The following is a 20,457-nucleotide window of genomic DNA, read 5'->3' as shown; positions in this document are numbered from 1 at the left end:
GGGCGAATGGCATGGTCGGGTGGGGCGGCAGTGCGTTACTCGGTGAGTTTGCCCGCCAGTGCCTGGACTTTATCCAACGAGCCGTTGGCGACAGTAGTCAGCCGGGTGCCGTAGGTAGCATCGGCTTTGTAGAAATAAGACAGCATAATGTGTTTGCTCTCGTTATCCGCCAATGCCAGCGCCGAGCCGAGGCTTTTTACCAGATCGTCCTGATCTTTAGCGCTGTATGAGCGATACAGCTCGCCCGTCTGTTTAAAATTCTGCTCTTTCTGAATTTTTCGCTGTTGGGTCGTGCCGCTCAGGGTTGCCTGGCTATAGCGCGCTGACGCCAGCTCTTCGCGTGGATAGAGGCGACTTGGCTGGTAGTTCACGCCTTTATTCTGGCTGTGGCCGCTGTTCAGGCTACCGTCCTGATTGACGTTATTGGCGGGTTTTAACGGCGCATTAATCGGCAGCGTTAAGCCGTTGGCCCCCAGACGATACATTTGCGTGTCGGCGTAGGAGAACAAACGGCCTTGTAACAGGCGGTCTTCAGAGGGTTCGATGCCAGGCACCAGATTAGCCGGAGCCATGGCTACCTGCTCGGTTTCCTGAAAGAAATTATCCGGGTTTTTGTTTAGCACCATCTGGCCGATTTTACGCTCCGGCACCCCAGGCCAGACTTTGGTGGCATCCAGCGGGTCGAAATCAAATTTTTGCAGTTCCTGCGGGGTCAGCACCTGAATATACAGATCCCACTTCGGGTAATCTCCCCGCGCAATGGCTGCCACCAAATCGTTGGTCATGTGGCTGTAATCTTTGCCTTGTACCTCCTCGACCTGTTTAGGGTCGAGGTTCTTCACGCCCTGCAATGTTTTCCAGTGGAATTTCACGTAATGCACTTCGCCTTTGGCATTCACCAACTTATAGGCATGAACACTGTTGCCGTCCATGTGGCGATAACTGGCTGGCGTCCCCTCATTGGAGTAGAGCAGTGTTAACGTTCTAATGGCTTCCGGTACGTGGGAGAAAAAGTCAAAGCGGCGGCCATCATTGTCCTGATTGGTGCGTGGGTCGGGCTTGAAGGCATGCACCATATCCGGGAATTTAATCGCGTCACGAATAAAAAAGGTGGGGAAATTATTACCGACCAGATCCCAATTACCTTGTGTTGTGTAGAACTTGGTGGCAAAGCCACGTGGGTCACGCAACGTTTCAGGTGAATGATTGCCGTGTACGACACTGGAGAAACGTACAAATACCGGCGTTTTCGTGCCTTTTTTGAAGACCTCGGCGCGGCTCAGGTCTGTGAGGTCATCGCTGGCGGTGAATTCGCCATGTGCGCCGGTTCCCCGTGCGTGTACAACGCGTTCAGGAATACGCTCCCGGTCAAAGCGCTGCAATTTTTGTAACAGCTGCACATCTTGTAGCAGTACCGGGCCGTTGGCGCCTGCGGTCTGCGAGTTTTGGTTATCGCCGACAGGCGCGCCGTTATCTCGCGTCAATGTGTCAGCCTGTACGCTGCCAGCAAGCAGCAGCGCCATCAATGCAATGCGTGGTTTTTTCGCACGATTGGGGCGGGAGGTCGCAGTGTGATTGCTCATAACTTTCCTTATCTTCCATGTAAGTAAACAACAATAGGGGTGGGTATTGCTGTGAGTCCGTGTCCACCGTATGGCGAAAAGCCATCAGCAGAGAAAGTCTATCGTTATCCGTCTATTGGGCCGCTTCATCTCACCTCATGGGAGAAAAGCGTGTTTTTCTATGAAATGGACGGTGAAAAACGCCTGCACCGGTTGCGTGCCGCCTTGTCAGGCATCATGGCAACGCGGTTACTGTAACGGTTTTATGGGTTCAGCAAAGCGCAGTTATCTCTATCGAATTAATAGGCATACTCAGAGTAGGGTAAAAGTAAGAACAGTGAACCCGCTCTCAGACAACATAGCTGATAATACAACCGGGAGTGGACTGAGCAGGGATGAGCAGGGATGAGCAGGGATGAGACGGGAGGCGGGGCATGATGCCCGTCTGATGATGCTCTGCGGGGGTCATCGTCATACCCCGTCAGAGCATTCGGTCAAATCGCGATGGTAAGGCGGCGATTAATTAAAAACCATACCGCCATCGATAAGCAAAGATTGGCCTGTCATATAATCAGAATCGGGACTGGCAAGGAAGGAAACACAGGCCGCAACGTCCTGTGGTTCAGACAAACGGCCAAGGGTGATGCGTTTAGCAAATTCAGCCGTACCATACCCGAGTGGTTTGCCCGCCGCCTGTGAGATTTGACGATCGATCTCCGCCCACATCGGGGTGTTGACGATACCGGGGCAATAGGCGTTAACGGTAATCCCGAGGGAAGCCAGGTCGCGTGCGGCTGTTTGCGTTAAACCGCGCACGGCGAATTTGCTTGAGCTGTAAACGGCCAGCTCTGGGTTGCCGACATGGCCTGCCTGTGACGCGGCGTTAATGATTTTGCCACCGTGCCCCTCAGCTTTGAACGCTTCTACCGCAGCCTGAATTCCCCAGATGACTCCTTTTACGTTGATGTTATAAACCTTATCAACGATTTCCGGTGTGATGTCTTCAATCAGCGTCGTCGGGGCGATACCGGCGTTGTTAACAATCACATCAAAGCCGCCTAGCCGCTGGCGGGCGCTTCGTACCGCATCAAAGACCTGTTCACGCTCGGCAACATCCGCCGTGAACGCGATGGCCCGGCCGCCTTGCTGCACTATCTCCTGCGCTACCAGGCCTGCGCTATCCGCATTGTAATCGACAACGGCAACGGCAAAACCCTCTTTTGCCAGCCGATGAGCAATAGCGCGGCCGATGCCTTGACCGGCTCCCGTCACCAACGCCACTTTCTGTTTCATGACCTGCTCCCATGTTGTGAGTAAAAGGTAAATCTCAGTGCTATTGGCAGGCTAACGCGCAGCTACAGGAATGAAAACTTATAGTAAATATCGAAGACTATCAGTTTCATGGATTAACTTTTTATCATTAAAAACACATGTAATGATTTGTACTGCTATTTCTGTAGTTATTGGTGGTGTCATCTTTAGGGTGATCCGACATCGGGGCGTAGGAAACCGCATCCGTGGGATAACGTGAAAAACGTTGTCAGGGTAGGGTGGATTGTCAACCGACACAGGCAGAGTGATAATCGCAATAGCCTATTCGCGCGGATGTCAGCCATTATTTAGGTCGTTGGTATATCTGTGCGGCAATACTGTCGGTGCCGTATTGCTATTGATATATTACTTTTTGCGTATGACGTCTGATGCCTTGCCACTGAATACCAGAAAAGCCGGAAACCATGAGCTATATCGATACCATTAAACACGAGCTGGTGGGTTTTTTGAATGGATTGCCCATTTACCATCCTCTCGAAGACGTGACGGATTCCCCCTGGGGCGCCGAGGATTTTTCCTGTACGCCTGATAATCTGATTATCGGGGGAGGAGCCGGTGAGCATCCGGCATTGGTGATTCATCAACTTGGGGCATTAGTCGCGTCTTATTTGCTGCTCAGTCTGCAAAAACACAATGAGTTCTTTCCCGACCAGCCTGACCCTTTACCCGCCCTTTCGGTCGATAGGCTGTTCGAGATGTCAGAGCGTCAGCGTTCGCTGGAGTTTTGTGGCTGGTCGATGAATCACGTGAAAGAGTTTGTCAGTCTGGCCAGCTCGCCGTTGCACCCTAATCCGCTGGCTGAATCAGGCAATGCCGAAGAGTGGGTAGAGCACTCCATCGGCGAGTTCGTTTACTATTCGCTGCCGGAATTAAACCCGCTGGATGCGGAAATGGCTGCACTGCCTGGCATGGGAACCTGGTTCCCCGGTTATTGGATGTGCAATGTGACGTGTCCGCCGCCAAACTATGTCAAAACCCGTAAGCAGTCGCTGTTGTCCGGCGCATTTCAGGAGCATGGGTTTTTCCGCTGGGATTATCACTACCCGCCACAAGAGTAATCGCACTTAGGGAGGTGAGCGAGATGATCAGTCTGTCGCAGTTAGTGCCGTTTGCCGCAATTGCTTTGGGCCTGGTGTTAACGCCTGGGCCTAATATGGTCTACCTGCTTTCTCGCACCCTGTGTCAGGGGCGGCGAGCAGGCCTGCTCTCGCTGGCCGGAGTGGGGCTGGGGTTTTTGTGTTACATGCTGGCGGCGGCATTGGGGATTACCGCGCTAGTGATGGCCGTACCCATGGCCTATGATGCTCTGCGCATTGCGGGGGCGGTTTATCTGCTGTGGCTTGCCTGGCAAGCGTTACGCGCTAAGGGCTCCCCTTTGCAACTGCGCACGTTGCAGCCGGACAGTGACCGCCGTCTGTTTGTTATGGGGTGCGTGACAAACCTGCTCAATCCCAAAGCCGCCGTACTGTATTTGTCACTGTTGCCGCAATTTATTCATCCAGAACAGGGCGACGTGCTGGCGCAGTCCCTTTTGCTTGGGTTCACGCAAATCGTCATCAGCATCTCGGTGAATGCCACACTGGTGATGATGGCCGGATATATCGCGGTTTTTCTGGCTGCGCGCCCTCGCTGGCAGCAGCTTCAACGCGGGGTCATGGGCACGGTTCTGGCTACGCTGGCGGTGCGCATACTCAGCGAGGGAAAGCGGTAATCCTGTTTCGCGTAGCCTTGTTTGGGAGAGTGTGACAGCTGTCAAATTCGACTTACAACCCGCGAATCAACCTTACTGACGGATGACAGTTCTATACACAGCAGCTGGTAATGTTTGTCTCAACCCTTGTTGATGTTGTGTTATTCATCCCTGTCAGAGAATTGTTATGTTTCCCGCCCACTCCGGCGGGATTTTTTTTGCCTGAATCGCTCATCATGGAATTCACGGCTGTCGGGCTAAAACTAATGCTGGCTTAATGTTGTGAAATTAAGCTAGCGGTGCTTTTTTTCCTTTGGCGTGGTTTGGCTGGAGGCGAACCCTGCTTATGTCGCGCTGGTTTCGGCTGGCAGGCAAGTGTTCAATCGGTTGGCATTCCCCCTTGCCTGCGGTATAGAAGTAAGGGGAAGATGTTGTTTGTACGTTCATACTTTGTACGTTTATACAGAGAAGGAATTCCATGAAGACCAAATATCATTCATCTCAGATAGCCTTGCACTGGCTGGTGCTGCTGTTGGTGATTATCACTTATGCTGCAATGGAGTTACGTGGTTTTACGCCACGTGGGAGCAGTGCGCGGGCACTGATGTCTACGGTTCACTATAGCTGTGGCGTTGCGGTATGGGCGCTGATGATTTTGCGTATCGCTGTGCGCTTTATTTACCCGACACCGCCTATCACGCCGCAACCCGGAAGACTGGTTTCAATTGCTTCCCATGCCGCGCACGGCTTTTTGTACCTGATGTTCCTTGCGTTACCGCTGCTTGGCATCCTGGCGATGTACTACCGTGGCATTGACTGGTCGATTTTTGGGATTAGCATGCCAATCGCTGCTGAGGCGAATGATGATATCACCCACACCCTGAAGGAAATCCATGAGCTGCTGGCCAATGCGGGCTATTTCCTGATTGGTTTGCATGCGATTGCGGCGTTATACCACCACTATGTGGTGCGTGATGACACCTTACTTCGCATGATGCCGAATAAAAAGTAGTGCGGTAGTGCTAATCCGGCAGCGATGTTAATCGATGTCAATCGATGCCAATAACAGGCGAAGGCAACCCCTTCGCCTGTTTGTTTTTTCAGGCGGTTATCACCGTGCGGGGGATGATGAACCCGTCTCCGGCGGCTTATTGCGATATTCTTCAGCCATATCGCGAAAGCGCAAGAGCGTTTTATGTAACATCTCTTTTGGCAATAACTGGAACATTTGGCTGAGGGTCTTGCCGAAAAAACCGCCCGGCGGCTCAAAGCGAATACTGAGAGTGACCTCTGTACCGCCGCGCTCACGCTGTGGGCGAAAAGTCAGCCGACCATCATTGGGGATTCTTGCTCCCGGCAACGAATGCCAGTAAATATACTGGCCCGGTTGTTCATCCATAATCCGCGCTTGCCATTCAATGTACTGTCCCAGCGGCGCTTTCATGCGCCAGCGTGAGTCCGTGTCAATTGATAATGTCTATCCTGGCGACATGCTCCATCAATACAGGCAGTGTTTTCGGGTTTCGCCAGAGATCGAAGAGCAGTGCGGCGGGTTGTGGAATAAATAAACTGCTGCTGATGTGATCGGTAAAGCGATCGGTCATGCCCGCAGTGCGTATAAAAGGTGGCACGTGCTATTTCTCCTTATCAATCACTGTTTAGCCATGCCCATTGGCTGCGCATTCGGTGATGGCTGAATAGCGCTTCAACCGCTTTGAAATGGCGTCAGGCCTTCGGGGGAAGTTTACGTGATGCCTGTTGTCTGCTGCAAATGCCGCGCTAACAAACATGTCGTCTCTTGGTGAAGGCAAAGACGCGCTATCACCAGAAGAGTGGATAGCCTGTGTCTGATCGCAAAAATGAAGAATAATGGTAGATAGCACAGCAAATGGCGGCACATCTGTTATGCTTTAACTTAGTGTTATCGACTGTCGTGCCATGTTATTTAGCAATAAATATATTTTTAATTAATGTTTGGGCCCATCGGATGATGGGCTTTTTTTTTATAAAAATAAAACCCACGATGATAGTAAATGGCGGTATTGTTATTTGGTTTTTTATTAAATTTATGTTGTGTCATCTCTCGTTAAAAATAATGTTTTTTATTTTATTTGTTAAGGTTGCTTTAATCTATCTCATGTATTTTTGAACTCAGATAACCTCTCTACCGCGTCAAACACCAGGGCAGTTGTTTTACATTATTAGAAAGTTCCCGCCCACCGAAAGGTGGGCTTTTTTTTGCTATGACGTGATATAAAAATAATGGTTTTTTATTTTTCCTAATGTTGGCTTAATCTTTATATCATAGTATTTATCTCAGGCGGTGAAAGCCGCCGACCTGTGTCTTCAGGATGCTTCATGCCAGAGAATAGTGTCTTTTGCCCACCTTTACGGTGGGCTTTTTTTTATTTCTATGCCGCCTGCCTGCAACGCGATTTATTTAGGGGATAATATGTTTAAGGCGTAGTGTTCTATTGCTTATATTCTTGGTTTTAATGCCAGAGCCCATCGCTGGGTGTTATTATCAGTTGTTACGTTAGGTATTATTGAGTCCGTGTTAATTGTGTGGGGGAGTAATGGGTTTTCTACAGGGGAAAACCCTAGTTTTTGATATAGCCGTATTGCAGAGTCATTATCAGCTTTCACCATTAACGAAAGCCGGGATACATATTCTCTCGCATCATGAATTAACGCCTTCATGAGCTGCTCTGCTGCGCCACTCCCACGTAATCTTGCCTGAAGATAAACACTACAAACGGTAGCCTCGTCTGGCTTCTGATAGTAAAAAGCGGCAATACCGCTTAGTGCGCTATTGGGATTAAAAATACCCCAAACCTGCTGTTCTTTCAGACGAGTGAGAAAATAATCATCGCTTTCGGCCTGCTCTTGTTCCCATCGGCTACCGAAAGCCGCTGGTGCCAGCTGTAATCCTTCAAGTCGTATACGACGAAATTCGGCCAAATCAGCGCCAGTGAGTTTGCGAATAAGCATATAAGCCTGACTCCCATGCTAAACCAACGAAGTAGAGTAATTACATGCCGGTGATATCAACCGCTGATAAAAACAGCAAACCTAACGGCATTGATGATAAAAACATGAGCCATAAAAAAAGCCCCGAGGCGGGGCATGCATGTCGTAAAACGCTATCGTCGTTGTTGTTGTTTGCCAGACAGTGGCTTGGCTGATAGTGATACTACGTCATATCGACATGACATGATGCGCGCTGCCTCGCATTCCCGATAAACAGTCAATGGATTGCGGCAAAAAGGCTATCCCGCGAAAGTCGCGCTTTACTATGATAATGCCATCTCAGCGTGGCCGATGACCCAAATAAAAGGAAATGAAATGACCGAGCCAGAAATAGCGCAATTGAGCATGCAATTGGGCGATCGTCTAAAGGCGATACAGGCAAAAGTGACTTGTGCAGAGTCTTGCACCGGAGGGTTTTTAGCAAAAACCATCACCGATGTGGCCGGGAGTTCGGCGTGGTTTGATTATGGGTTTGTCACCTACAGCAATCAGGCTAAACAGGACTTGATTGGCGTATCGGTTGATACGCTGGCCCGGTATGGCGCCGTCAGTCAGGAGGTGGTGGCGGAAATGGCGTTGGGCGCGCGCCATCGCGCCGGAGCCGATATTGCTGTGTCGATAAGCGGCATTGCTGGGCCAGATGGCGGAACACCTGACAAACCGGTGGGAACAGTATGGTTCGGCTTCGCCACTCGTCCAGATAATGTTGTCACTCAGGTGGTGCAGTTTGCGGGCGATCGTCAGGCCGTCAGGTTGCAAGCGGTAGCTTTTGCCCTGCGATTCCTGCTGACACAAATTTTATGAAAATGGGCTTGATGCTGTATGCGTATACAGTATAATGACGCCCATCAGTTCAGTGATGTACGTATAAACAACCGTGTAAAAATCAAACTGATTTTGCGGTGGAATGCGGCAGAAAGCGATAACGCGCGACAGCGACAGGAGTAGCAATGGCTATTGATGAGAACAAACAAAAGGCTCTGGCGGCTGCGCTGGGGCAGATCGAAAAGCAATTCGGTAAAGGTTCTATCATGCGTTTGGGCGAAGATCGCTCAATGGATGTTGAAACTATCTCTACAGGCTCCCTGTCTCTGGATATCGCGTTGGGTGTGGGCGGTCTGCCGATGGGACGTATCGTTGAGATCTATGGCCCAGAGTCCTCTGGTAAAACAACGCTGACGTTGCAGGTCATCGCTGCCGCGCAGCGTGAAGGCAAAACCTGTGCGTTTATCGATGCCGAGCATGCTCTTGATCCTATCTATGCGAAAAAGTTGGGCGTAGATATCGATAATTTATTGTGTTCCCAGCCTGATACCGGTGAGCAAGCGCTGGAAATCTGTGATGCTCTGGCGCGTTCCGGGGCCGTTGATGTCATCATCGTTGACTCCGTTGCCGCTCTGACCCCGAAAGCTGAAATTGAAGGCGAAATTGGCGACTCTCATATGGGGTTAGCTGCCCGTATGATGAGCCAGGCGATGCGTAAACTGGCGGGAAATCTCAAGCAGTCGAACACATTGCTGATTTTTATCAACCAGATCCGTATGAAAATCGGTGTGATGTTTGGTAATCCAGAAACAACAACCGGCGGTAATGCATTGAAATTTTATGCTTCGGTACGTCTTGATATTCGCCGTATTGGCGCAATCAAGGAAGGCGACGAAGTCGTGGGGAGTGAGACCCGCGTTAAAGTTGTGAAAAACAAAGTTGCCGCACCTTTCAAACAGGCCGAGTTCCAGATTCTGTACGGTGAAGGGATTAATACGTACGGTGAACTCGTCGATTTGGGTGTGAAATACAAACTGATCGAGAAAGCGGGTGCCTGGTATAGTTACAACGGCGACAAAATAGGCCAGGGGAAAGCGAATGCCTGTAACTTCCTGAAGGAAAATACGGCGATTTCCGCTGAACTGGATAAAAAATTACGTGAGCTTTTACTCCAATAAAGATAATGAGTTAGTGCCTGCCGTTGCTGGCGATGTCGCTGAGTTTGATGCAGACACGGGCAGCGATGTTAACGAAGATTTTTAATACACCACTCACCCTGTCTTTATCCAGTATGTAAGCCATGGTGAGTGCTGAAAGCGTACTGCCGGAGAATTCATTTAAGTGACAGCGATGTCGGATATACTGCGTTATGCGATGAATGTGCTGGCGGTACGCGATCATAGTGAACGAGAACTGCGTCGTAAAATTACAGCGTACCTGCATTCCTCCTGTGCGTGTGCAAAGGCGGAAAATGGAGCAGTGAATGAGCAGGTCGAATGTGCTTTAAACTACTGTCGTCAACAGGGATGGTTAGATGATGAGCGCTATGCCAGTCGTTATATCAGCAGCCGTAGTCGTAAAGGATACGGATTACAGCGTATTGCCGCCGAGCTTCATCAGCGCGGAATAGATAAATTAACCCAGCATCAGGCACTGTTATCTTGTGATATTGATTGGCAAGAACAGATAAAAACTGTCGCAAATCGTAAATTTGGCACCGCCCTACCGACCGATTGGTCATCACGTCTCAAAGTGCAGCGTTACTTGCTTTATCGTGGTTTTTCTCACGATGACATTCAATCGTTATATATGAATTTTTCCGATTGAACGCATACGGGATTTTACTTCCCCCCTAAGAAAATTTATCTTATTCCCACTTTTTTGTTCGCGTTTGGCTTGGTCGCATCAGCATGCTGCATCCGCCTTGCCCGCGACTGTTCTTTTCGCTTCATTATCAGGACAATTATGAGCAAGAGCACCGCTGAGATCCGTCAAGCGTTTCTCGATTTTTTTCATAGTAAAGGACATCAGGTTGTCGCCAGTAGCTCTCTGGTGCCTAACAACGATCCCACTTTGCTGTTTACCAATGCCGGGATGAACCAGTTCAAGGATGTATTCCTGGGGCTGGATAAACGTAACTATGTGCGAGCCACGACGTCTCAGCGTTGCGTTCGTGCGGGTGGTAAGCATAACGACCTGGAGAATGTTGGCTATACCGCACGTCACCATACCTTCTTTGAAATGTTGGGTAACTTCAGTTTCGGTGATTATTTCAAGCGAGATGCCATTGCTTATGCCTGGGAGCTGTTAACCAGCCCTGAATGGTTCGGTTTACCTAAAGAGAAATTGTGGGTAACGGTTTATGCCACCGATGACGAGGCCTATGACATTTGGGCCAATGAGGTAGGTGTTCCCCGCGATCGTATCATCCGTATCGGTGATAACAAAGGTGCGCCCTATGCGTCAGATAACTTCTGGCAGATGGGGGACACCGGGCCTTGTGGGCCTTGTTCCGAGATTTTCTACGATCATGGCGATCACATCTGGGGTGGGCCGCCGGGAAGCCCGGAAGAAGATGGCGACCGCTACATTGAAATCTGGAACCTGGTGTTCATGCAGTTTAACCGTCAGGCAGACGGCACGCTGTTGCCGCTACCCAAGCCCTCTGTAGATACCGGCATGGGGCTGGAGCGTATTTCGGCGGTTTTACAGCATGTGAACTCCAATTATGAGATTGACCTGTTTAAAACGCTCATCGCTCAGGCGGCCAAGGTTGTTGGCACCGATGATCTGAACAATAAATCTCTGCGGGTGATTGCCGATCATATTCGCTCGTGTGCATTCCTGATTGCCGATGGCGTGATGCCATCGAATGAAAATCGGGGCTACGTGCTGCGCCGTATTATTCGCCGCGCGATCCGTCATGGGAATATGTTGGGCGCGAAAGAGACGTTTTTCTACAAACTGGTTGGAACCTTGATAGACGTCATGGGGCCTGCCGCTGAGGAGCTAAAACGTCAGCAAACGCAGGTTGAGCAAGCGCTTAAAAATGAAGAAGAGCAGTTTGCTCGCACGTTAGAGCGCGGTTTGCTGCTACTGGATGAGGAAATCAAGCAACTTAAAGGCGACACCCTGAGTGGTGAAGCCGCGTTCCGCCTTTATGATACCTATGGTTTCCCGGTTGATTTAACGGCTGACGTTTGCCGTGAGCGCAATCTCAAAGTGGATGAAGCGGGTTTTGAACGTGCGATGGAAGCACAGCGCCAACGCGCGCGTGAGGCTAGTGGGTTCGGCGCTGACTATAACAGCCTGATCCGTGTTGAATCTTCAACATCGTTCTCTGGGTATGAGCATACAGAGCAGTTCTCTGAGGTGGTCGCGCTTTACCGTCAGGGCGAGTCTGTTAACGAAATCCATGCGGGCGACGACGCGGTTATTATCCTGAGTGAGACGCCATTTTATGGTGAATCCGGTGGACAGGTCGGCGATCAGGGGGTGTTGTCATCAGCCTCGCTGCATTTCCAGGTAACGGATACCCAGAAATACGGTCAGGCAATTGGGCATATCGGTAAACTGGAGCAAGGTGTGCTCCGCGTTGGTGAGCGCGTGAATGCGGTTGTCGATCACGCTCGCCGCGATCGCATCCGTCTTAACCACTCCGCTACGCATTTATTGCATGCCGCATTACGTCAGGTGCTGGGTGAGCATGTTGCCCAGAAAGGATCGCTGGTCAATGACAGCTATCTGCGTTTTGATTTTTCTCACCCAGAGGCCATGAAGCCTGAGCAAATTCGTCAGGTCGAGGATATTGTTAACACCCAGATTCGCCAGAATTTGCTGATAGAAACGCAGGTGATGGCACTGGATGCGGCGCGTGAAAAAGGCGCGATGGCGCTGTTCGGCGAAAAATATGATGAACACGTGCGCGTGCTGTCAATGGGCGAGTTTTCGATTGAGCTGTGCGGTGGTACTCATGCTAACCGCACTGGCGATATCGGTTTGTTTAAAATTGCCTCTGAATCAGGTACTGCGGCTGGCGTGCGTCGTATTGAAGCCGTAACCGGTGATGGTGCGGTTGCTGCTGTGCATCACCAAAGCGATGTCTTGCATGAGGTCTCGCAACTGGTGAAAGGCGATAGTCAGACTGTCGCCGAGAAAGTGCGAGCGTTGCTGGAGCGGGCTCGTGGGCTGGAGAAAGAGCTTCAGCAATTAAAAGAGCAGCAGGCAGCGCAAGAAAGCTCTTCTTTGTCAGGGAAAGCAAAAGAAGTGAAGGGCGTCAAACTCTTAGTGACGCAGCTTAGTAATGTAGAGCCTAAGCTATTGAGAACGATGGTTGATGATCTGAAGAATCAACTGGGTTCGGCGATCATTGTGTTGTCAACCGTCGCGGATGACAAAGTCAGCCTGATCGCTGGAGTCACCAAAGAATTGACCGATCGCGTGAAAGCCGGTGAGTTGGTCGGTTTTGTGGCCGGTCAGGTTGGTGGCAAAGGTGGTGGCCGCCCTGATATGGCTCAGGCGGGCGGAAATGACGTTGATGCGTTACCATCTGCGTTAGCCAGCATTGAAGCTTGGGTAGCGGATAGGCTATAAATACTTAATAGGTGTTGTTGCGGCAAAAACGCCATGACTTTGAGTGGTTTTGGCGTTTTTGGCCTGCGGCAAGGATGCTGTAAGCGAGGTCAGGCTGCTGATATCTTGGGTTTCCCAAAGAAGTTGTATGATGACAGCTAGGTTGTGATAACAAAAAACGCAAGCTGTCTTATATCGACTAAACTGAACACTAGTAACAAACAATGAGTGCGATGATGCGTTGTTTTGGTCATCCAGGTTTACGCTGTCCCTAGGCATGATGGATAATGATGGGAGAGCGCAGAGACCTGACTCTTTATAATCTTTCAAGGAGCAAAGAATGCTTATTTTGACTCGTCGAGTTGGCGAAACCCTCATGATTGGCGATGAGGTTACGGTTACCGTACTAGGAGTAAAGGGCAATCAGGTTCGTATTGGTGTTAATGCACCGAAAGAAGTCTCTGTACACCGTGAAGAAATTTACCAGCGTATTCAAGCAGAAAAGTCACAGCCCACTTCTTATTGATTGAATAGCGTCTCGTCTTAGCGAGGCGCTGTTGCTATTCAGGCAGTAATGCCAGCCTCTTGCATTTTCTGTTCTGTTTCTCCCGTCTGCTACAGACTGCATCCTCCTTGCCCCCGTCATATTCTTCTCCTCGGTATTTTTATATCGGTGACTACTTTCACGTACCTATAGGAATAACTGGTTGTTTTACTGATGATAAAGTGCTCTTTTTGCTGTAAATCCACTCTCATTGGGTGTGAAATGTTCAAATGAGTGCAATCTCGGAAAAATTGTTTGACTTATAAGTCCGGGAAAGTAATATGTGCGCCACGCAGACGGGTGAGCGCTAGTGAAAAAGATTAGCCTCGCAAGTCGGTACGGTGAGGTGGCCGAGAGGCTGAAGGCGCTCCCCTGCTAAGGGAGTATGCGGTCAAAAGCTGCATCGAGGGTTCGAATCCCTCCCTCACCGCCATTAAATATGCATCCGTAGCTCAGCTGGATAGAGTACTCGGCTACGAACCGAGCGGTCGGAGGTTCGAATCCTCCCGGATGCACCATTTAATGTACCGGTTCAGTCAACGCGCGTAATTCAAAAGAAGTTATCAGTACGTCTTAATATGCATCCGTAGCTCAGCTGGATAGAGTACTCGGCTACGAACCGAGCGGTCGGAGGTTCGAATCCTCCCGGATGCACCATTTCAGCACGCTGTTTATCCTCTTTTAACCATCTTTGATTTAGACATGCATCCGTAGCTCAGCTGGATAGAGTACTCGGCTACGAACCGAGCGGTCGGAGGTTCGAATCCTCCCGGATGCACCATCTCGTTATCCATTCTGCCTGATACTGCCCATTTCCATAAAATCGTTTCTTATTCTTCGTCTGTTTTCAACATTTCCCTGTTGCCTGGCCTGCATGTGATACATCAGTCAGATTACCTATCATTGGTGTGCTCTGAATGACCTCGTTAGCATATTAAGGCAATACATTATCTATTCCTCTGTTTTTAATGGGGTTATTGAATGAGCGACAATCTTTTGACTTTGCGATACAGTAATTGCCTATTTTCGGCGAGTGTGGAGTCATGATGTACGATCGCTATCAAGGCCTTATTTTTGATATGGATGGCACGATTCTGGATACCGAGCCAACCCATAATCAGGCTTGGCAACACGTGCTGTCAAAATATGGAATGCACTATGATAGGGATGCTATGGCGGCATTAAATGGCGCGCCGACCTGGAGAATTGCGCAGGTTATTGTAGCTCACCACCAGTCTGATATAGATCCCCATCTACTCGCAGCAGAAAAAGCGGCGATTACCGAAGCGATGTTAATGGATACGGTAAAGCCGCTCCCCCTCATTGAGGTGGTTAAAGCGTATCATGGCCGTCGGCCTATGGCGGTTGGGACAGGAAGTACCCGTTATCTTGCTGAACGCCTGCTGCGCCATTTAGGGCTGCGTGACTATTTCACTGCGCTGGTTGGCGCGGATGATGTGTTACAGCACAAGCCTTTTCCTGACACCTTTTTACGCTGCGCGACGTTGCTGCAGGTAACTCCGTCTGATTGCGTTGTTTTTGAAGATGCTGATTTCGGTGTACAGGCCGCCAATCGTGCAGGTATGGCCGTGGTTGATGTAAGAACACTGTGACTGAGTTTTGGGCCGTTGTTTCTCTATTCTGGAGTAGTTTTCTGAGCGCAACCTTATTGCCAGGTGGTTCTGAGGTGGTATTGGTGTCATTACTCGTCGGGAGTTTTGCCCCGCCGTGGGTGTTGCTCGTTACCGCGTCTATTGGCAATACCCTCGGTGGGATTACCAATATCGTAATCGGTCGGCTGTTGCCTGAGGTGAAGCCCCAAAGGGGCTTAAATACAGCCCAGCGCTGGTTGCTGCGTTATGGTACGCCAGCATTGTTGTTTAGCTGGGTTCCGGTGATGGGTGATGTGTTATGCGTGCTGGCAGGTTGGTTCAGAATGCCCTGGACGAGCTCAATACTGTTTATCTTGATTGGCAAGGTTCTGCGTTATCTGCTTGTTGCTGGCTTGACGCTGAAATGGGGGATGGGGTGAGTTGTAATCGGCATTTCTGACCCCATATACCATCCATTATTCTTATTAACATGACTATTATTCATAGCGGGAGGTCAATGTGATCCCGGACGTATCAAATGCGCTATCCTGGCTGGAGAAACATCCCCAGGCGATCAAGGGGATTCAGCGAGGTATCGAGCGTGAAACGCTGCGTGTAATGGCAAATGGGCACCTGTCAAAGGCTGGGCACCCAGAGTCATTAGGTGCCGCGTTGACCCACCCTTGGATTACTACCGATTTTGCTGAAGCGCTGCTGGAGTTTATTACCCCGGTTCACAAAGATATTGACCATTTGCTGGCTTTTCTGCGTGATATCCATCGCTATGTGGCACGCCATCTCGGTGATGAGCGCATGTGGCCGCTCAGTATGCCGTGTTTTATTGAGGCGGAAGAAGCGATTGAACTGGCGCAGTATGGCTCTTCTAATATCGGTCGCTTTAAAACGCTATACCGGGAAGGCCTGAAAAACCGCTACGGTGCGCTGATGCAAACCATCTCCGGTGTGCATTATAACTTCTCTTTGCCACTGGCATTCTGGCAGGCTCGAGCGGGAATTACCGATGCAGTAGAGGGGAAAGGCGCTATCTCTGCCGGATATTTTCAACTGATTCGTAACTACTATCGCTTTGGCTGGGTTATCCCGTATTTGTTTGGTGCGTCGCCAGCCATCTGTTCCTCTTTTTTACAGGGTAAAGAGACGCATCTGCCGTTTGAGCGTTCAGGAAAAGGCATGCTCTATTTACCATACGCGACGTCGTTGCGTTTGAGCGATCTTGGCTATACCAATAAATCGCAGAGTAACCTGGGTATTACTTTTAATAGTCTTGAAACTTATGTGGCGGCGCTTAAACGGGCAATTCAAACGCCATCGCAAGAGTATGCGGATATTGGGTTAAAACAGGGGGAACGCTACCTGCAACTCAATACCAATGTCTTGCAGATAGAAAATGAACTCTATGCGCCTATTCGCCCCAAACGCGTGACCCGGCCAGGAGAGTCGCCGTCCGATGCGCTATTGCGTGGCGGTATTGAATATATCGAAGTCCGTTCGTTGGATATTAACCCTTTCTCAGCAACCGGCGTCAGTGCCGAGCAGGTGCACTTTCTCGATCTGTTCCTCATCTGGTGTGCGTTGGCTGATGCGCCTGAAATGAGTGAGGAAGAGTTACTTTGTACTCGTAAAAATTGGAACCGGGTGATTCTGGAAGGGCGCAAACCGGGCCAGACCGTTGGTATAGGGTGTGATTCCAGTCGTCAAACGATTGCAGAGGTAGGTCGGACATTGTTTGCTGACTTGCGCAGAGTAGCGGAATTATTGGATAACGATCACGCGAAGCCGACTTATCAGCAGGTCTGTGATCAACTGGTCGAAGCATTTGATAAACCTGAGCTGACTTTTTCTGCACGCGTGCTCGACATGATGCTGGAAAGCGGCAGCGGCGGGGTGGGGTTGCGTTTAGCGGCTGAATATCGCGAGCAGTTGCTGCAAGAGCCGCTGGAGCTTTTATCCGATGCCCAGTTTGCCTCTGAGAGTGAGCGTTCATGGCAGCATCAGCGTCAACTGGAAACGGAAGACACGCTAAGTTTTGATGCCTACCTGGCAAATCAGTTTGCGAGCAACCGTGCATCTTCTGGCGAATAGGTCAGACTGTCGTCATCCCTCGCGGGAAAAAAGAAAGGCCACCTGGAAGGGTGGCCAAAAAAACATCTCTGATAATAGGGATGATGATAATAAATGCGCGTCTTTCATTAATTATGACCGGTTGCTGTAAGAAAAGTTTCCTGACAACGAAAAATAAATTTTCATGAGGAGGTGGCAATATGCCATTACTGGATAGTTTCACTGTCGATCATACGCGTATGGCGGCCCCTGCTGTACGGGTTGCTAAAACCATGACTACCCCTCATGGTGATACCATTACTGTTTTTGATTTACGTTTTTGCCGCCCCAACAGCGAGATTATGCCTGAGCGAGGCATTCACACGCTGGAGCACCTGTTTGCCGGTTTTATGCGCGATCATCTCAACGGGGATGGTGTGGAGATTATTGATATCTCTCCGATGGGATGCCGTACCGGATTTTACATGAGTCTTATCGGTACACCAGAAGAGTCACGTGTTGCAGGAGCCTGGAAAGCGGCTATGGAAGATGTTCTGAAAGTGACTGACCAGCGTAAAATTCCAGAGTTGAATGAATATCAATGTGGTACTTACGCCATGCATTCTCTGGAAGAGGCTCAGGAGATCGCACGCCATATTCTGGCGCAGGACGTCGCCGTTAATAAAAACGATGAGTTAGCGTTGCCGCAAGATAAGTTGGCCGAGCTGCACATTTAAGTTTGTCGCTATCGGCACATCAATCGTTACTGAGAAAAAAGAGGGCGGCGAAGCCCTCTTTTTTACTGCCTGACTGCCTTACTGCAAGCCGGAGGAGGGTTATTGCACCAGAAAATTTTGAATGACCCGACTACCAAAGTAGGCCAGTGTGAGAAGTAGTGCGCCAATCAAGTTAAAATGCACGACCCGCCGACCTCGCCACCCTTCATGGTAATGCCCCCACAGCAACAGGATATAAACAAACCAGGCCAGTAAAGAAAACAAGGCTTTATGCAAGCTGTCTTTATTACTGAACAGGTCATTCATATAAATAAGCCCTGTGCATAATGTTAAGGTCAGTAAAATGACGCCTATCTGGGTAATGTGAAACATTTTACGTTCAATACTCAGCAAGGGCGGCATATCCGCAGCGAAACTCAGCCGTTTGGTTTTAAGCAGATAATCCAGCAATGCCAGCTGTAGCGCATACAATGCGGCTATCATTAGCGTGGCATAGGCAAAGAGCGCTAAACCGATGTGTACCATCAGCCCCGGCAGGGCTTCGAGATGAGTAATGAATTCGCCGGGCATGAAGCTTGCGAATGCCAGATTGATAAACGCAAAGGTGTAGACGATAGGTAACAGAAACCAGCCGCGATTGCGTGAGGCGACAATCGTCATCACCGTACAGATGATAAGGCTGATAAGCGAACCCATATTCAGCAAGCTGAGATTTTGCCCGGCTTGCACGTCAAATATTCGCTGGTAGAGCGCCACGGCATGGCAGGCCAGGGCGACAGCGGCCGAAACCACTGCCAGACGGCGATAGGCCCCGTTTTTCCTCACCAAACTTGGGATAATGAGCCCAAGGCTAAGGAAATAGGCCGCTAAAGCGACAATGGCGAAGACAGACATAGCGATAAGTTATTTAATACCAACTAAGTAAAATGGAGAGCCAGTATAGCCTTAAGTCACCTGCGGCTCCAAACCGTTATCCGTGCGGGCGCACGCAGATTGGTCTGGCTTTCGTGTTATACTTCTGGCCGTTTGTGTCGCGGTAGCGGCCCGTTTCACATTGAGCATGAGATATGTTTGAAAATTTAACCGATCGACTATCGCGCACTCTGCGCAATATCAGCGGCCGTGGGCGGCTGACGGAAGACAATATTAAAGAAACGCTACGTGAAGTACGTATGGCGCTGCTGGAAGCAGACGTAGCGTTGCCGGTGGTACGTGATTTTATCAACCGGGTTAAGGAACAAGCGGTAGGGCATGAGGTCAACAAAAGCCTGACGCCGGGCCAGGAGTTCGTCAAAATTGTGCAAAATGAACTGGTTGTCGCTATGGGCGAAGTCAACCAGTCATTGAATTTGGCTGCACAGCCGCCTGCTGTGGTGCTGATGGCGGGCCTGCAAGGTGCGGGTAAAACCACGAGCGTCGGGAAGCTGGGTAAATTCCTGCGTGAAAAGCAAAAGAAAAAAGTGTTGGTGGTTTCGGCTGACGTGTATCGCCCAGCGGCGATTAAACAGTTGGAAACATTGGCGCAAACTGTCGGTGTGGATTTCTTTCCTTCTGAAGCGCATGAGAAGCCTATCGACATCGTTAATAGTGCGCTGCAGCATGCCAAGCTGAAATTCTATGATGTACTGCTGGTCGATACCGCCGGGCGTTTGCATGTTGATGACGCCATGATGGATGAAATCAAGCAGGTACACGCCTCTATCAATCCGGTAGAAACGCTGTTTGTGGTTGACGCCATGACCGGTCAGGATGCGGCGAATACCGCCAAAGCGTTTAATGAAGCGCTGCCACTGACAGGGGTGATATTGACAAAAATTGATGGCGATGCCCGTGGTGGCGCCGCGCTCTCAATTCGTCACATCACCGGAAAGCCGATTAAGTTTCTGGGCGTCGGTGAGAAAACGGATGCGCTGGAGCCATTCCACCCTGACCGCATTGCCTCGCGTATTCTTGGCATGGGCGATGTGCTGTCGCTGATTGAAGAACTGGAGAGCAAGGTTGATCGCTCTCAGGCGGAAAAACTGGCCAAAAAGCTCAAGAAAGGTGACGGTTTCGATTTAACCGACTTTCTGGATCAGCTCAAGCAAATGCGCAACATGGGCGGTATGGCCAGCATGATGAGTAAGCTGCCGGGCGTTGGCCAATTGCCTGATAATGTCAAATCGCAGATGGACGATAAGGTGCTGGTGCGGATGGAGGCCATTATTAATTCAATGACCCAGCAAGAGCGCGCCAAACCGGAAATCATTAAAGGCTCGCGCAAGCGTCGTATCGCGATGGGCTCAGGAATGCAGGTGCAGGATGTCAACCGTCTACTCAAGCAGTTCGATGATATGCAACGCATGATGAAGAAGATGAAGAATGGCGGTCTGGCTAAAATGATGCGCAGTATGAAGGGGATGATGCCGCCGGGATTTCCGGGGCGTTAAACCTTTATGTGAAGTCGCCCGGGAAAGTCGCGGTGCAAAGGTTGGGTTTTAGATTGCTTTTTGCACCAAAATGAGTAAAATCTTCGGGCTTTTTATATGACACTGGGCCCCGTTCCTCGATGGGGCCCGGTTGTTTTATTAAC

17 protein-coding genes, 4 tRNA genes and 2 pseudogenes are annotated in these 20,457 nt (G+C 50.0%); 18 read left to right on the top strand and 5 right to left on the bottom strand.

Annotated elements, in window-relative coordinates; translation table 11 throughout:
• Positions 1–35: 35 nt before the first annotated feature.
• The gene (gene katB, locus O1Q98_RS07250) at positions 36–1,523 is read right to left on the bottom strand and encodes a catalase KatB (protein ID WP_240632720.1); all 1,488 of its coding nucleotides are present in this window, start codon (positions 1,521–1,523) and stop codon (positions 36–38) included.
• A gap of 111 nt (positions 1,524–1,634) precedes the next feature.
• Between katB and O1Q98_RS07245 the strand changes: the two genes are divergently transcribed.
• Positions 1,635–1,820 (top strand): hypothetical protein, encoded by a 186-nt coding sequence (locus O1Q98_RS07245; protein ID WP_125258474.1) that lies wholly within the window; start codon positions 1,635–1,637, stop codon positions 1,818–1,820.
• Between the two features lie 261 nt (positions 1,821–2,081).
• Here O1Q98_RS07245 and O1Q98_RS07240 read toward each other — a convergent pair whose 3' ends face one another.
• A complete protein-coding gene (locus tag O1Q98_RS07240) occupies positions 2,082–2,855 on the bottom strand; it encodes a (S)-acetoin forming diacetyl reductase (RefSeq protein ID WP_125258475.1) in 774 nt (257 codons plus the stop codon).
• 443 nt (positions 2,856–3,298) lie between these two features.
• Between O1Q98_RS07240 and O1Q98_RS07235 the strand changes: the two genes are divergently transcribed.
• From O1Q98_RS07235 to cybB, 3 genes are all read left to right on the top strand, one after another.
• On the top strand, positions 3,299–3,952 hold the full coding sequence (locus tag O1Q98_RS07235; protein WP_125258476.1) for a hypothetical protein: 654 nt from the start codon (positions 3,299–3,301) through the stop codon (positions 3,950–3,952).
• Between the two features lie 23 nt (positions 3,953–3,975).
• Positions 3,976–4,605, top strand: coding sequence for a LysE family translocator (locus O1Q98_RS07230; protein ID WP_125258477.1), 630 nt, complete (start codon positions 3,976–3,978; stop codon positions 4,603–4,605).
• 457 nt (positions 4,606–5,062) lie between these two features.
• The gene (gene cybB / locus O1Q98_RS07225) at positions 5,063–5,596 is read left to right on the top strand and encodes a cytochrome b561 (protein WP_125258478.1); all 534 of its coding nucleotides are present in this window, start codon (positions 5,063–5,065) and stop codon (positions 5,594–5,596) included.
• A gap of 99 nt (positions 5,597–5,695) precedes the next feature.
• Here cybB and O1Q98_RS07220 read toward each other — a convergent pair.
• Both O1Q98_RS07220 and O1Q98_RS07215 read right to left on the bottom strand, forming a co-directional pair.
• Positions 5,696–6,188 (bottom strand): annotated as a pseudogene (locus O1Q98_RS07220) (SRPBCC family protein).
• A gap of 874 nt (positions 6,189–7,062) precedes the next feature.
• Entirely contained in the window at positions 7,063–7,575 is a 513-nt protein-coding gene (locus O1Q98_RS07215; protein WP_125258479.1) for a GNAT family N-acetyltransferase, read from the bottom strand.
• Between the two features lie 354 nt (positions 7,576–7,929).
• Between O1Q98_RS07215 and pncC the strand changes: the two genes are divergently transcribed.
• The 13 genes and pseudogenes from pncC (at position 7,930) to luxS (ending at position 17,885) form a co-directional block, all read left to right on the top strand.
• Positions 7,930–8,418, top strand: a complete 489-nt coding sequence (gene pncC, locus O1Q98_RS07210) for a nicotinamide-nucleotide amidase (RefSeq protein WP_125258480.1) — start codon at positions 7,930–7,932, stop codon at positions 8,416–8,418.
• Positions 8,419–8,564: 146 nt separating this feature from the next.
• Positions 8,565–9,642: pseudogene (gene recA / locus O1Q98_RS07205) on the top strand (recombinase RecA).
• Between the two features lie 87 nt (positions 9,643–9,729).
• Positions 9,730–10,206, top strand: coding sequence for a regulatory protein RecX (locus O1Q98_RS07200; RefSeq protein WP_125258482.1), 477 nt, complete (start codon positions 9,730–9,732; stop codon positions 10,204–10,206).
• A 138-nt stretch (positions 10,207–10,344) separates the two neighbouring features.
• Entirely contained in the window at positions 10,345–12,972 is a 2,628-nt protein-coding gene (gene alaS, locus O1Q98_RS07195) for an alanine--tRNA ligase (RefSeq protein WP_125258483.1), read from the top strand.
• Positions 12,973–13,291: 319 nt separating this feature from the next.
• Positions 13,292–13,477, top strand: coding sequence for a carbon storage regulator CsrA (gene csrA, locus O1Q98_RS07190; RefSeq protein ID WP_005972168.1), 186 nt, complete (start codon positions 13,292–13,294; stop codon positions 13,475–13,477).
• Between the two features lie 358 nt (positions 13,478–13,835).
• Positions 13,836–13,928, top strand: a tRNA-Ser gene (locus tag O1Q98_RS07185).
• 8 nt (positions 13,929–13,936) lie between these two features.
• Positions 13,937–14,013, top strand: a tRNA-Arg gene (locus O1Q98_RS07180).
• A 62-nt stretch (positions 14,014–14,075) separates the two neighbouring features.
• Positions 14,076–14,152, top strand: a tRNA-Arg gene (locus O1Q98_RS07175).
• Positions 14,153–14,199: 47 nt separating this feature from the next.
• Positions 14,200–14,276 (top strand) — tRNA-Arg (locus O1Q98_RS07170).
• 265 nt (positions 14,277–14,541) lie between these two features.
• Complete coding sequence (gene yqaB / locus O1Q98_RS07165) at positions 14,542–15,108, top strand: fructose-1-phosphate/6-phosphogluconate phosphatase (protein ID WP_125258484.1); 567 nt, start codon at positions 14,542–14,544, stop codon at positions 15,106–15,108.
• The gene (locus tag O1Q98_RS07160; RefSeq protein ID WP_125258485.1) at positions 15,105–15,527 is read left to right on the top strand and encodes a YqaA family protein; all 423 of its coding nucleotides are present in this window, start codon (positions 15,105–15,107) and stop codon (positions 15,525–15,527) included. Before yqaB ends, O1Q98_RS07160 begins: the two co-directional genes overlap by 4 nt.
• A gap of 79 nt (positions 15,528–15,606) precedes the next feature.
• Positions 15,607–17,190: a glutamate--cysteine ligase gene (gene gshA / locus O1Q98_RS07155; RefSeq protein WP_125258486.1), complete on the top strand. Its 1,584-nt coding sequence runs from the start codon at positions 15,607–15,609 to the stop codon at positions 17,188–17,190.
• 179 nt (positions 17,191–17,369) lie between these two features.
• Positions 17,370–17,885 carry an S-ribosylhomocysteine lyase gene (luxS, locus tag O1Q98_RS07150; RefSeq protein WP_125258487.1) on the top strand — a complete coding sequence of 172 codons (516 nt, stop codon included), beginning with the start codon at positions 17,370–17,372 and terminating at the stop codon, positions 17,883–17,885.
• A 99-nt stretch (positions 17,886–17,984) separates the two neighbouring features.
• Here luxS and O1Q98_RS07145 read toward each other — a convergent pair whose 3' ends face one another.
• The gene (locus O1Q98_RS07145; protein WP_125258488.1) at positions 17,985–18,779 is read right to left on the bottom strand and encodes a cytochrome C assembly family protein; all 795 of its coding nucleotides are present in this window, start codon (positions 18,777–18,779) and stop codon (positions 17,985–17,987) included.
• A gap of 173 nt (positions 18,780–18,952) precedes the next feature.
• Here O1Q98_RS07145 and ffh point away from each other — a divergent pair, with 173 nt between their 5' ends.
• Positions 18,953–20,314 (top strand): signal recognition particle protein, encoded by a 1,362-nt coding sequence (gene ffh, locus O1Q98_RS07140; RefSeq protein ID WP_125258489.1) that lies wholly within the window; start codon positions 18,953–18,955, stop codon positions 20,312–20,314.
• Positions 20,315–20,457: the final 143 nt, after the last annotated feature.

This window comes from Dickeya lacustris, assembly GCF_029635795.1.
In the GTDB taxonomy this organism is placed as follows: domain Bacteria; phylum Pseudomonadota; class Gammaproteobacteria; order Enterobacterales; family Enterobacteriaceae; genus Dickeya; species Dickeya lacustris.
The sequence above is the reverse complement of the archived record's forward strand: the minus strand, read 5'-3'. Positions and strand labels throughout refer to the sequence as shown.

Coding starts and splice junctions, on each gene's coding strand:
- katB (WP_240632720.1), bottom strand. CDS start 1,523: ATGGCGCTGCTGCTTGCTGGCAGCGTACAGGCTGACACATTGACGCGA.
- O1Q98_RS07240 (WP_125258475.1), bottom strand. CDS start 2,855: ATGAAACAGAAAGTGGCGTTGGTGACGGGAGCCGGTCAAGGCATCGGC.
- O1Q98_RS07235 (WP_125258476.1), top strand. CDS start 3,299: ATGAGCTATATCGATACCATTAAACACGAGCTGGTGGGTTTTTTGAAT.
- O1Q98_RS07230 (WP_125258477.1), top strand. CDS start 3,976: ATGATCAGTCTGTCGCAGTTAGTGCCGTTTGCCGCAATTGCTTTGGGC.
- cybB (WP_125258478.1), top strand. CDS start 5,063: ATGAAGACCAAATATCATTCATCTCAGATAGCCTTGCACTGGCTGGTG.
- O1Q98_RS07215 (WP_125258479.1), bottom strand. CDS start 7,575: ATGCTTATTCGCAAACTCACTGGCGCTGATTTGGCCGAATTTCGTCGT.
- pncC (WP_125258480.1), top strand. CDS start 7,930: ATGACCGAGCCAGAAATAGCGCAATTGAGCATGCAATTGGGCGATCGT.
- O1Q98_RS07200 (WP_125258482.1), top strand. CDS start 9,730: ATGTCGGATATACTGCGTTATGCGATGAATGTGCTGGCGGTACGCGAT.
- alaS (WP_125258483.1), top strand. CDS start 10,345: ATGAGCAAGAGCACCGCTGAGATCCGTCAAGCGTTTCTCGATTTTTTT.
- csrA (WP_005972168.1), top strand. CDS start 13,292: ATGCTTATTTTGACTCGTCGAGTTGGCGAAACCCTCATGATTGGCGAT.
- yqaB (WP_125258484.1), top strand. CDS start 14,542: ATGTACGATCGCTATCAAGGCCTTATTTTTGATATGGATGGCACGATT.
- luxS (WP_125258487.1), top strand. CDS start 17,370: ATGCCATTACTGGATAGTTTCACTGTCGATCATACGCGTATGGCGGCC.
- O1Q98_RS07145 (WP_125258488.1), bottom strand. CDS start 18,779: ATGTCTGTCTTCGCCATTGTCGCTTTAGCGGCCTATTTCCTTAGCCTT.
- ffh (WP_125258489.1), top strand. CDS start 18,953: ATGTTTGAAAATTTAACCGATCGACTATCGCGCACTCTGCGCAATATC.